We start from the raw sequence: 12226 nt of genomic DNA on the forward strand, positions 1-12226 counted from the left end.
TCACTTCTCCCTGGAGGCCGTCTCCCTGATGAGAGCGGAGGCTATGACATTGCGCTGTATCTGGTTGGTGCCCTCGTATATCTGCGTGATCTTGGCGTCCCTCATCATCTTCTCGACCGGATACTCCCTCATGTACCCGTACCCGCCGAAGATCTGGACCGCGTCGGTCGTCACCTTCATGGCTACGTCGCTGGCGAAAACCTTCGCCATCGCAGCCTCCTTCTCGAACTTCTTCACGCCGCCGTCGATCATCCGTGCGACGGAGTAGGTGAGCGCCCTGGCGGCCTCCACCTGCGTGGCCATGTCCGCGAGCATGAACTGGATGCCCTGGAAGGAGTCGATGCGCTGCCCGAACTGCTTTCTCCGGGAGGCGTAGACCAGGGCCTCGTCGAGGGCTCCCTGGGCGATGCCAACGGCCTGCGCGGCCACACCCGGCCTCGAGTTGTCGAGGGTCTTCATGGCGACCATGAAGCCCGTGCCCTCGCGCCCGATGAGGTTTTCCACGGGAATCCTGCAGTCCTCGAAGACCAGCTCCCTGGTCGCCGAGGCGCGGATGCCCATCTTGTCCTCCTTCTTGCCGTAGCTGAAGCCCGGCGTGCCGTCCTCGACGATGAACGCCGAGGCGCCGCGGGCCCCGCGGTCGGGATCGGTGAGGGCGATGATGGTGTAGACCTTCGCCTCCCCGCCGTTGGTGATCCACTGCTTGGTGCCGTTGAGCACGTACGAGTCGCCGTCACGGATCGCCCTGGTCCTGAGGCCGCCGGCATCGCTCCCGGCGTCGGGCTCTGTGAGGCCGAAGGCCGCAAGGCTCGACCCGGATGCGAGCCCGGGGAGGAACCGCTTCTTCTGCTCGTCGCTGCCGCTCAGGAGGATCGGCATGGCTCCCAGGGCGTTGGCCGCATAGGTGGTCGCGACGCCGGCGCACACCTTGCTGAGCTCCTCGGCCGCGACGCAGAGGGAGAGCGTGCCCAGGCCCAGGCCCTCGTACTCGGTCGGGATGTAGATCCTCAAGAGATCGCTGTCAGCCAGCACCTTCATGATCTCGTGGGGAAAGCGGTTCTCCCTGTCGAGCTCCTCCCTGACGGGTCTGATGTGCCTGTCCGCTATCTCCGCACAGAGTTCCCGTATCGCCCTGATGTCCTCCGACAGAAAGTAATCCATCCTGCCCTCCTCTGATACGGCCGAGCGCATCCCTGGCCGCGGCCGACTGCGCCTGCCTCTTGGTCGCTCCACTGCCCGAGCCGGCCTCGCGTCCCGCGAGGGAGACCCGTGCCTCGAACACCGGATCGTGATCGGGCCCGCCGCTTCGTACGACCCTGTAGACGGGCGGCTCCATGCCGCGGGCCTGGCACATCTCCTGGAGACCGCTCCTCGGGTCGGCCCCGGGGTCCGACCCGCCCTCGAGCAACGGGATCAATATGGCCTTCCTGATGACCGCCCGTGCAGTGTCCAGGCCGGCGTCGAGATAGACCGCCCCGCAGACGGACTCCACTACGTCCGATATCACCGAGCCGGAGGGGCGGGGCATCCCTCCGCCGGCCATCACGGCTCCGTCGAGCCCGAGCCTGCGCCCCGCCGACGCCAGCGCCCTCGAGGATACCAGCGACCGCTTCCTGCGGGTCAGCCGGCCCTCGTCCTCGAGGGGATGCTCCTCGAGGAGCAGCTCGCGCGCCAGCAGCTCGAGCACCGCATCGCCGAGGAACTCGAGGAGCTCGTAATCCTCTCCGCCGAGGGAGCGGTGCGTCAGGGCCCTGCGTATCAGCGCGCGGTTCCCGAAGCTGTATCCGATCGACGCCTCCGCCGCCAGGGCGGCGGTGGAGGCGTCCATGGACGATGTCTGCACTATATGCGGCCGACCGCCAGGGTGACGTTGTGCCCGCCGAAGCCGAAGGAGTTGCTCAGGGCATGGTCCACCCGGGCCTGGCGCGCCTCGCCCGGCACGTAGTCCAGGTCGCAGGCCGGATCGGGGTTCACGAGGGTCGCCGTCGGAGGCACGACCCCGTCACGCATGGCCAGGACGCAGAAGATCAGCTCAATGGCGCCCGCGGCGCCCAGCATGTGGCCGGTGACCGACTTGGTCGAGGAGATCATCACCCTGCGGGCGTGGTCCTCCCCGAGGGCGGCCTTGATGGCCATCGTCTCGCCGACGTCGTTGAGCTCGGTCGACGTACCGTGTGCGTTGATGTAGTCGACGTCAGAAGGAGCGAGGCCCGCGTCCTCCATCGCCAGGATCATGGCCCTGGCCGACCCCTCGCCGCCTTCGGCGGGTGCCGTGATGTGGAAGGCGTCGCAGGTCATCCCCGCTCCCAGCATCTCGGCCAGGATCGGCGCGCCGCGCTTCTTGGCGAACTCGTAGTCCTCGAGCACGACGACCGAGGCGCCCTCGGACATGACGAACCCGTCGCGGTCCCTGTCGAAGGGCCTGGAGGCGGTGAGGGGGTCGTCGTTCCTCGTGGACAGCGCCTTCAGGGAGCAGAATCCCCCGAGCCCCATCATGGTGATGGGGGCTTCGGCCCCTCCGGCCAGAATCGCGTCGGCCCTGCCCAGTCTGATGGCGTCCATGGCGGCCGCTATGGCGTGCCCGCTCGTGGCGCACGCAGTCACGGTGGCATAGTTGATGCCCTTCGCGTTCAGCTCGATGGCGACGCGCCCGCTGGCCATGTTGCCTATCATCATCGGGCAGAAGAAGGGGCTGATCCGGTCGACGCCCTTCTCGAGGGCCTTGCTGTGCTCGGTTTCGAGGGTTCCGAGACCCCCGATGCCCGTACCGATGATCACACCCAGCCTGTTCGGATCGATCGCCCCTCCGCCGAGCCCGGCGGAGGCGAAGGCCTCGTTGGCCGCAACGATGGCGAACTGCGTGTACCTGTCGGAACGCGCCGCCAGCTTGCGGTCGAGGAACTTCTCGGCTTCGTATCCGTGCACCTCTCCCGCGATGCGGGTGGTGTAGGGGGCCGGATCGAGCAGTGTGATGGGCCCTATGCCGCTTCTGCCGGCAACCGTGTTCGACCAGCACTCCGCGACATTGAGCCCGACGGGGCTCATCGCTCCCATGCCGGTGATGACAACCCGCCTCTTCACTTCACCCGTCCTTGTGCAGTAAGTGACGGCCGGAGCGGCGGGGCCGCTATTCCTCTACCCCGTGGGCCTTGAGGTACTTTATCACGTCGCCGACGCTCTTGAGGGACGAGGAGTCCTCGTCGGATATCTTGAGCTTGAAGGAGTCCTCGAAATCCATCATCAGCTCGACGAGGTCGAGGGAGTCGGCGCCGAGGTCCGTCTGGAAGCTGGCCTCGGGGGTGACCTCCTCGGACCTGACGCCCAGCTTGTTTACGATGATCTCCGTGACACGATTCTCGAGGGACATGTGTCTCTCCTCTCAGGTTGACAATCCGCCGTCCACCGGTATCACTGTTCCATTCAGATAGCAGGATGCGTCGCCGAGCAGGAACGCCGCCAGCTCGGCCACATCCTCGGGCCTGCCCATCCTCCCCAGGGGGATCCTCTCGGCATAGCCCCTGCGAACCTCCTCGGGGAGGTTCAGGGTCATTTCGGTCTCAATGAAACCCGGCGCGATCGCGTTAACGCGGATGTTCCGGGGTGCGAGCTCCCTCGCGAGGGACTTCGTGAAACCTATGAGCCCGGCCTTGCTGGCCGCGTAGTTGGCCTGCCCCGCGCTGCCCACGAGGGCGACCACGGAAGATATGTTCACGATGGACCCGGCCTTCTGCCTCATCATCGTCTTCGAGAGGGTCTTCGTCACCAGGAAGGCCCCGGTGAGGTTGACGGTGAGGACCTTCCGCCAGGCTTCGGCGTCCATCCTCATCAGGAGGCTGTCCCTCGTGATGCCGGCGTTGTTAACCAGGCCCAGCACCGGCGGATTTTCGGCGACGATGCGTTCACACGCCGCGTTAACGTCCGCTTCGTCGGTGACGTCCATGTGGAAGGGCCTGTAGAGGGGGCCGACCTCCTTCGCCGATGCGGCGAGCTGCTCGTCGAGCATGTCGCATGCCGCCACGGTCCAACCGTCGGCTGCCAGTCTGCGGGAGACCGCCAGGCCTATGCCCCTGGCCGCCCCCGTCACCACTGCCGTCCTCGGATCCGTCAATGCGCCCCTCCTCTCCGGCGTGGAGCCTCCACCTTCAGCTCCACTTAACGATCATGCCGGCCCATGTCAGCCCGGCGCCGAACGCCGCCAGGACCACGGTCATGGGCGGCTTCACCACTCCGCTCCTCCTGGCCTCGTCGAGGGCGATGGGGATCGAGGCGGCGGAAGTGTTCCCGTACTTGTCTATGTTCACGAAGACCTTCTCGGGAGGGAGGTCGAGCGCCCTCGCAGTGGCGTCGATGATCCTGTAGTTGGCCTGATGGGAGATCAGGAGATCCACGGACTCCTTCGGCGTGCCGTCCATCTCCAGTGCCAGCATGCAGGAGTCCCTCATCGCCCTGACGGCGTGCTTGAAGGTCTCGGAACCGTTCATCGCGATACAGTGGAGGCCCGCATCGACAGTCTCGCGGGTCGCGGGCATCCTGGAGCCGCCGGCCTGCTGCACCAGCAGGTCGCTGATCGCGCCGTCGCTGCCCCAGTGGAATCCGCCCAGCAGCCCTCCGGGGCCCTGGCTGGACACGGCCGCGGCCCCTGCGCCGTCGCCGAACAGGACACAGCTCGCGCGGTCCTTCCAGTTCGTGATCTTGGTGAGGCATTCGGCACCCACGACCAGAATCCTGTCGAAGAGACCGGCCTCTATGAAGGCCCGGGCCTGTATCATCCCGTAGACGAAGCCGCTGCATCCGGCCTCGAAATCCCATGCCGGGACGCGCGGAAGGCCGAGCCGGTTCGCCACCAGGCAGGCCGTGGCCGGAAAGGCATGGTCGGGCGTGACGGTCGCCATGATGATCGCCTGGACGTCACCGGGAGCCCAGCCGGCATCCTCCATCGCCCTTCTGCACGCTTCCAATGCGAGATCGGATGTCGCCGTGGAGGCGTCGGTGATGTGGCGGGTCTTTATCCCTGTCCTGGTGGTTATCCACTCGTCGGTCGTATCTACGATCTTCTCCAGATCAGCGTTCGTCAGGATCGCCTCCGGAACCATGTGACCGGTTCCGACGACGAAAGCTTGCCTCTTCACTGGCTCACCCCCTGAAGTGCCGACATGCCTCCCAACCCCTCTCCGATCATGCGGTTCACGCCGCTCCTGAAGAAGCCGCATGCGGCGGCTATGGCATTCTTGATCGCCTGGGGACCCGAGTTCCCGTGCGCGATGATGGAGACGCCGTTCAGCCCGAGCAGGGGCGCCCCGCCGTATTCGGCGGAATCGAGCCGCTTCCACAGGGTGCTGAACGCGGGCCGCATGAGGAGGAAACCGGCGCGGCTGGACCAGTGGCTGATCATCTCGCTGTAGAGGGCCCCGCCTATGAGGTGCGAGATGGATTCGGTGAACTTGAGGATGACGTTCCCCACGAAACCGTCGCAGACGACCACGTCGGCCTCGCCCTTCAGGATGCCGTCCCCCTCGATGTTCCCGATGAATTCGATGCCGGGGGGGCCGTCAGAGAGCAGGTCGTAGGTCTGCTGTTCGACCGGGGAACCCTTCGTCCTCTCGGCGCCCACGTTGAGCAGCGCGACCCTCGGGCGCCCGATGCCGAAGACGCCGCGGGAGTAGGCCGAGCCCATGAGCGCGAACTGGCGCAGGTGCTCGGGCTTGCACCCGACGTTGGCCCCGACGTCGAGCACGACCGCCGGGTTGCCGAGAGTGGGGAACGTGGCCGCTATGGCGGGCCTCGATACGCCCTCGAGCCTCCCCAGCGCGAAGAGGCTCGCCGCCATCATCGCGCCGGTGTTCCCGGGGCCGGCCATCGCATCGACGCGCCCGGACTTCTGGAGGCCGGCCATGACCATGACGGAGCTGTCCGGCTTGGCCTTGAGAGCCTCGGCCGGATGCTCGTCCATCCCTATGACCTGGCTCGCGTGGGCGAGTTCTATCCGGTATCTGCCGGCGCCGGCCCGCGCGAGGAGCGGTTCGAGCACGGAGGTGTCACCCACGACGGTGAGGCTCACCCCCCGGGATACTTCGGGGGCCCCTCCCCTGAAGAACTCCACTGCACCGTCGACCACTGCGGAGGGACCCCTGTCCCCCCCCATCGCGTCGACAGCCACCCTCACCTCGGACGACAACGGCCCGTCCTATTCGGTCCGGGCCTCGGTGACCTGGCGGCCGTCGTAGAACCCGCAGTGCCTGCAGATCCTGTGCGGCAGCCTGGGCTCCCCGCACTTCGGGCAGGAACTGGTCGATCCGGCCTCGAGCTTCCAGTGGGTGCGCCGCTTGTCACGGCGAGTCGTCGAAGTTCTCCGCTTTGGAACTGGCATCTCTCACCCTTCCGTCGGGCAGCCCGGCCCGATCGCGTTCAACGAACACATCCGGCGCCCGCGGCACCTTCGTGCCCGCACCGGCCTTCGTTCAGATTTTCCCCGCACACCGGGCAGAGTCCGCGACAGTCCTCGCGGCAGAGCGGCTTTCCGGGGACCGAAAGTATTACCGCTTCCTTCACTGCGTCAAGTAGCCGCAGGCTCCTGCCGTCCCTCGGGAGCCTCGCCATCGAGCCGTCGGCAGTGTTCCCGCCGTCGCGCGAGAAGGCGGCGAACACGTCCTCGGTGACCTCGAACACCGCCCTGCCGAGGCAGCGGGCACAGCTGGTGGCGAAGCAGGCCGAAAGCCTCCCGCGGACGATCACCGACTTCTCCGAATAGTTCACATCCAGGTCCAGTGTTCCTGAAGGCGATGCAGGTTGCGCGTCCTCGATCCCCCAGGCGATGCCCGGCATGTCGATCTCGAACGATCCGGAATTGCTACCGTTGCGGAGGCTCGCGAGATCGAGGACGAGGTCGCGGGGATCGAACTGCATGCCGTCAGGCCTCCGAGAGGGCCCGCGTGACCGCCGCCTCGAGACCGGACAGCGCATCTTCGGAATCCGCCTCGAGATAGACCCTGGCGAGGGGCTCGGTGCCGCTGAGTCTCACCAGGAGCGAGGAGCCGCCCTCGAGATTGAGCCTGATCCCGTCGCGCCTGTCCACCCCGGTGACCCGGGATCCGGCGAGCCCGGAAGGCTGGTTCTCGATGAACGCCCTCCTGACGCGGTCGCCGGCGTCGCCTTCGAGGCGCAGGTCCATCCGCCTGTGCAGGAGCCTGCCGAAACGGCTCCACAGGGATTCGAGCTGGGCTCCGAGGCCCGTGCCCCTTCTCGCGCACATCTCGCATGCGAGGAGGCAGGCCAGGATGCCGTCCTTCTCGGGAACGTGCCCGCCGATGGAGAGTCCGCCGCTCTCCTCCCCGGCCACCACTACGTTACGCCCCAGCATCACGGCACCGAGGTGCTTGAACCCGACAGGCGTCTCGATGACCTCCATGTCCATCGAGGCGGCCACCCTGTCGACCAGGCTGCCGGTCGTCACCGACCTGACCCCGGCCCCCCTGAAGCCCTTCTCCTGCACCAGGTATTCGAACAGGAGCGCGATGAAGTCGTGGGGGGAGACGAAGCGCCCGTTCTCGTCCACCAGACCGAACCGGTCCGCGTCGCCGTCGGTGGCCGTGCCGAGGGTCGCCCCGCTCTTCACGACCTGTTCGGAGAGGTCGGCCAGCCCCGCCTCGTTGGGTTCGGGGTGCCTTCCGTCGAAGAGGGGGTCCCTGCGGCCGTGGATGGTCCTCACCGAGGCTCCGGCGGTCTGCAGGAAGGAGTCGAGAACACCGCTGCCCGTGCCGTTGAAGGCGTCGTAGACCACCCGGAGGCCGGCGCCGGCCATCAGGGCCCTGTCGATGAAGGCAGGCAGATCGGCCGCGTAGGGTGACACCAGGTCGCCTTCGACCACCGAACCGGTTCCGGCCGGAGGCGCCGTACCGGCCTCGATGAGCTCCTCTATCCTCCTGGTCACGTCGGACGGAGCGGGTCCGCCGCTGCCGGGCGAGAACTTGATGCCGTTGTACATGAACGGGTTGTGGCTGGCGGTGAAGTTGATGGCGCCGGCGTACCCGAGCCTCCTGACGGCGTGCGAGAGAACGGGGGTCGGAACGGGCCTGTCGGAGAGGCGGACGTCGAATCCGTATCCGGCCAGCCTCTGCGCAGCCTCCCCGGCCAGCTCCGGCGAGAGGAAGCGGGTATCGCCGCCCACTACGGCCGTGCGGCCGCCGTTCTCGATCATGTGGACGGCAAGCGCATCGAGGACGCGGTTCACCCGCTCGACGGTGAAGTCCCTGGCGATGACGCCTCTCCATCCCGAGGTGCCGAAGGCTATCCTCAAGTCACTCGCCCTCCGGGGCATCGAACCACTCGAGCGCACCCTGGATGGCGTCGTCGTGAGGGGCCATCACGCGGTAGTAGGCGTCCATGTCCCAGGCCCTGAGAGCGATCTCCCTCAGGAGCGCCCTCTCGATGTAGGGCCTGCTGGGCTCCCATCCGGCTGGGTCGTATTCGAATCCCTCCTCGCCGAGGTACACCCGGAATGAGTCGAGCAGAGCTTCGTCGGGCCAGAAATCCTCGCTGACGTCGTTCTCGAGAACGTATTCGGAGGCGAAGCTGAAGAAGAGCGCCTCCTCCTCGAGGCTCAGCACCAGTTCGGCGTCGATGCTGTCCGTGAGCTCCGATTCGATGGTGACGTCGGGGACAATGCCCCAGTCCTCCTCGGCTCCGGGCTCCAGGAAGTCGTCGCGGAGGGTCCGGTCGATGCAGCGCCCGTCGGGGGTGTAGTACCTGGCAGTGGTGAGCTTGATGGCGTAGTGGCCGAGCCCGGGGTATTCGCCCAGGTCGGAGAGCGACTGGACCGAGCCCTTCCCGAACGTCCTCGCGCCGATGATCACTGCCCTGTCGTTGTCCTGGAGGGCTCCGGCCACTATCTCGGCCGAGCTGGCGCTGCCTCCGTCGACAAGGACGGCCAGTTCACCGTCGTACAGCACCGCCCGCCTGGCGTAGTAGTCCTGCTCGCCCACCGCCTGCCCCCGGGTCGTCACCACGAGGGCTCCGGACGGCAGGAAGATGTCGGAGACGTCGATCGCGGGAACGAAGAGCCCGCCCGAGTTTCCACGGAGGTCGAGTATCATGCGCGAGGCGCCCTCGCCGGCCAGGGAGTCGACGGCATCGAGGACCTCGTCGGCGGAGGTTTCCGAGAACCGGGAGAGTCGGACATAGCCCGTGCCGGGCGCGACCATGAAGTATGCCGATACAGACGGATAGTCGATCACGTCCCTGACTATGGGGATGACCAGGATGTCGGAGACGCCGGGGCGCTGGATGGACAGGGTCACCGTGGTCCCGCGCGGGCCCCGGATGAGGGACACGGCCTCGTCGTTGAGGAGCCCCTCGGTGCTCGTGCTGTCGATCATCACTATGCGGTCGCCGGACCTGACGCCGCTCCTGTATGCCGGGGTGCCCTCGAGCGGGGAGATCACCGTCAGCCAGCCGTCGCGCTGCCCTATCGTGATCCCGACGCCCTCGAAGGAGCCCTCGAGCTGGACCCGGAGGTCGTCGTACTGGTCGGGGGTCAGGAGCATGCTGTTCGGGTCGAGGGAGTACAGCATCCCCTCGATGGCCGCCTCTATCAGGTCGGCGGATTCGACGGAATCGACGTAGGCGGACCGGGTCATGCCGTAGACGTCCATGAAGAGCTCCGCCGCGGACATCCGGGCGGATGCGGGTTCGGCGCCGGCCGGACGCTCGGAGCGTACCGCGGTGAAGGCAAGCAGGAGAGCCCCGGCCGATGCGGCCAGCCAGCCCGGTACCGGTTTGAGCATTCCTACACTACACCTCTCCCGGGAGGCCGTGTGCACGGTTCCCGTTCCGCAGACCGAGAGACTCCGTCACCATGTCGAGGATCATCCCGTCCAGCCTGTCCCCCGGCAGGGATGCGTCGAACACCCTGAACCGCGGGTTCCCGCCGGCCATGGCCAGGTATCCGTCCCTGACACGGCGGTGGAAGTCGAGATCCTCGAGTTCTATCCTGTCTGGGCCTCCGGCGCGCGAGCAGAGCCTCGCCATCCCCGCCTCCGGATCGAGGTCGAGGAGTATCGTCAGGTCGGGCGCGAGCCCTCCTGTCGCGAATCCGCAGGCTTCAGTGACGAACCGCCGATCGAGCCCACGCCCCGCGACCTGGTAGGCCAGCGTCGCGTCGCAGTAGCGCTCGCAGACGACGATCCTGCCTTCCGCGAGCGCGGGCCGGACCACGCACTCCACGTTGGCCGCCCTCGAAGCGAGATAGAGCATCAGCTCCGCCGCAGGCGGCACTTCGAGGGAGGGATCGAGCAGCAGTCGCCTAATCCCCTCGGCGAGGGGAGGGCCGCCGGGCTCGCGGGTGTGCGCGACCCCGAGCCCCATCCCGGCAAGCGCGTCGGCGAGCGCGAGCGACCTGGTGGTCTTGCCCGCGCCCTCGACGCCCTCGAACGTGATGAAGGAGCCCCTGGCCCCTACGCCGTCCGAGGCCTGTGTCACACGCCTTCCCGCTTGGCTCCGTGCGTGCGGATGTACTCCTCCGTCATCTCCCTGCACTTGTCGTCGTAGTACTGGATCGGGGGAGACTTGAAGAAGTAGGAGGAGGGAGCCTCGATGGCCCCGCTGAGCCCGTTGTCGAGAGCCAGCTTGGCGCATCTCACCGCATCGATGATGACTCCGGCGGAGTTGGGGCTGTCCCAGACCTCGAGCTTGCATTCGAGGTTGAGGGGGACATCGCCGAACGTGGTGCCTTCCATGCGGATGTAGCACCACTTCCTGTCGTCGAGCCACTCTATGTAATCGCTCGGACCGATGTGGACGTTGCGCGGCGCAAGGCCTCCGGGTATCTGGGAGGTGACCGCGTTGGTCTTGGATATCTTCTTGGATTCGAGCCTCTCGCGCTCGAGCATGTTGAGGAAGTCGGTGTTCCCGCCGACGTTGAGCTGGTAGGTCCTGTCGAGCCGCACGCCGCGGTCTTCGAACAGCCTGGTGAGGATCCTGTGGAGGATGGTGGCTCCCACCTGGCTCTTGATGTCGTCGCCCATCACGGGCAGGTTCCTGTCACGGAACCTCTTCTGCCAGTAGGGCTCGCGGGCGATGAACACGGGGATGGCGTTGACGAAGGCGCATCCGGCCTCGAGCACCTGCTCGACGTACCACTTCGTGGCCTCTTCGCTGCCGACCGGGAGGTAGTTCACTACCACGTCGGTCTTCGTGTCCTTCAGGATGCTGACGATGTCGGCCGTGGGTCCGGGGGCCTTCTTGATCACGGGCGAGAGATACTTGCCGAGGCCGTCGTGGGTCATGCCCCTCTCGACCCGGATGCCGAGGTTCGGCACGTCGCAGAACTTGTACGTGCAGTTGGGATCGGCGAAGATGGCCTCGCTGAGATCCTTCCCGACCTTGGTGACATTTATGTCGATGGCGGCGGAGAATTCGACGTCGCTGACATGGTACCCGCCGAGGTTCACATGCATGAGGCCCGGCACCTTCTGGTCGTCCTTCGCGTTCCTGTAGAACTCCACGCCCTGGACGAGGCTGCTCGCGCAGTTGCCGACGCCGATGATCGCAACCCTTACCTTCCTGGCACCCATCGGAAACCTCCCTGGGACGGACTCTCAGGTCCTGTCCCCAAGCGACGGCCTGTCCTCCGAGAAGACCTTTGCCAGCCTCTGGACGGCGGTCAGCCACGTGCCCACCGCCACCAGCGCCAGCATCCAGACCAGAGGACGAGCATTCCCGGCTGCGGGGGCTACGGCCAGGGCGAGCACGAGCAGGACCAGTCTCTCGGTCCTGGTGAAGAGCCCGACCTTGCAGGGTATCCCCACACCCTCTGAACGCGCACGTGTATAGCTCACCATGAACGAACCGGCCAGGGCCGCGGGAGCCAGGTAGAGCACCTCGGGGCACTCGGTCCGTGCAGCCCCGGCGAGCAGCGCGGTATACATCAGGAATTCGCCGACCCGGTCGCAGCTGGAGTCCAGCACGGCCCCGGCCCGGCTCACCATGTTCCGCATCCTGGCAACGCCACCGTCGACTGCATCGAGAAGGCTGCCCCCGCCAAGCACCGCGGCCGAGGCGAGGTAATGACCCTTCCAGGCCAGGAAGGCTGCGAAGGCGGTCACCGCCAGACCCGCCAGGGTGATGGCGGACGGATCGACCCCGGCGCGGGCCAGCAGACCTACGAGTGGATCGAGCAGACGTCTGCCTGCGAGCCTCATCCGTTCCTGGGTCAAGTATCCTCCAGATGCTG

The 12226-nt window shown here is 66.6% G+C and carries 14 protein-coding genes; all 14 read right to left on the minus strand.

The features are described 5' to 3' along the window. From QUS11_07670 to QUS11_07735, 14 genes are read right to left on the minus strand one after another with little or no spacing between them, the layout of a single operon-like run. Nucleotides 1-1137: an acyl-CoA dehydrogenase family protein gene (locus QUS11_07670; protein MDM7993175.1), complete on the minus strand. Its 1137-nt coding sequence runs from the start codon at nt 1135-1137 to the stop codon at nt 1-3. After that, a complete protein-coding gene (gene rnc, locus QUS11_07675; GenBank protein ID MDM7993176.1) occupies nt 1022-1828 on the minus strand; it encodes a ribonuclease III in 807 nt (268 codons plus the stop codon). Before rnc ends, QUS11_07670 begins: the two co-directional genes overlap by 116 nt. 14 nt (nt 1829-1842) lie before the next feature. Further along, the gene (fabF, locus tag QUS11_07680; protein ID MDM7993177.1) at nt 1843-3081 is read right to left on the minus strand and encodes a beta-ketoacyl-ACP synthase II; all 1239 of its coding nucleotides are present in this window, start codon (nt 3079-3081) and stop codon (nt 1843-1845) included. Between the two features lie 46 nt (nt 3082-3127). Then, entirely contained in the window at nt 3128-3367 is a 240-nt protein-coding gene (acpP, locus tag QUS11_07685; protein MDM7993178.1) for an acyl carrier protein, read from the minus strand. A 12-nt stretch (nt 3368-3379) separates the two neighbouring features. Then, entirely contained in the window at nt 3380-4108 is a 729-nt protein-coding gene (fabG, locus tag QUS11_07690) for a 3-oxoacyl-[acyl-carrier-protein] reductase (protein ID MDM7993179.1), read from the minus strand. Nucleotides 4109-4142: 34 nt separating this feature from the next. Next, entirely contained in the window at nt 4143-5129 is a 987-nt protein-coding gene (locus QUS11_07695) for a beta-ketoacyl-ACP synthase III (GenBank protein ID MDM7993180.1), read from the minus strand. Continuing rightward, on the minus strand, nt 5126-6163 hold the full coding sequence (gene plsX / locus QUS11_07700) for a phosphate acyltransferase PlsX (protein MDM7993181.1): 1038 nt from the start codon (nt 6161-6163) through the stop codon (nt 5126-5128). The genes QUS11_07695 and plsX overlap by 4 nt, the downstream gene beginning before the upstream one ends. Nucleotides 6164-6184: 21 nt before the next feature. Next, on the minus strand, nt 6185-6367 hold the full coding sequence (rpmF, locus tag QUS11_07705; protein MDM7993182.1) for a 50S ribosomal protein L32: 183 nt from the start codon (nt 6365-6367) through the stop codon (nt 6185-6187). Between the two features lie 38 nt (nt 6368-6405). Further along, nucleotides 6406-6903, minus strand: a complete 498-nt coding sequence (locus QUS11_07710; protein MDM7993183.1) for a DUF177 domain-containing protein — start codon at nt 6901-6903, stop codon at nt 6406-6408. Nucleotides 6904-6907: 4 nt separating this feature from the next. Then, on the minus strand, nt 6908-8293 hold the full coding sequence (locus tag QUS11_07715; protein MDM7993184.1) for a hypothetical protein: 1386 nt from the start codon (nt 8291-8293) through the stop codon (nt 6908-6910). A 1-nt stretch (nt 8294) separates the two neighbouring features. Further along, nucleotides 8295-9779 carry a S41 family peptidase gene (locus QUS11_07720; GenBank protein MDM7993185.1) on the minus strand — a complete coding sequence of 495 codons (1485 nt, stop codon included), beginning with the start codon at nt 9777-9779 and terminating at the stop codon, nt 8295-8297. A gap of 7 nt (nt 9780-9786) precedes the next feature. Then, nucleotides 9787-10473, minus strand: coding sequence for a dTMP kinase (gene tmk / locus QUS11_07725; protein MDM7993186.1), 687 nt, complete (start codon nt 10471-10473; stop codon nt 9787-9789). Continuing rightward, the gene (locus QUS11_07730) at nt 10470-11567 is read right to left on the minus strand and encodes an inositol-3-phosphate synthase (GenBank protein MDM7993187.1); all 1098 of its coding nucleotides are present in this window, start codon (nt 11565-11567) and stop codon (nt 10470-10472) included. Before QUS11_07730 ends, tmk begins: the two co-directional genes overlap by 4 nt. A 24-nt stretch (nt 11568-11591) precedes the next feature. Continuing rightward, a complete protein-coding gene (locus tag QUS11_07735; GenBank protein ID MDM7993188.1) occupies nt 11592-12209 on the minus strand; it encodes a CDP-alcohol phosphatidyltransferase family protein in 618 nt (205 codons plus the stop codon). Between the last annotated feature and the right edge of the window lie 17 nt (nt 12210-12226).

This window comes from Candidatus Fermentibacter sp. (assembly GCA_030373045.1).
Lineage (GTDB): Bacteria > Fermentibacterota > Fermentibacteria > Fermentibacterales > Fermentibacteraceae > Fermentibacter.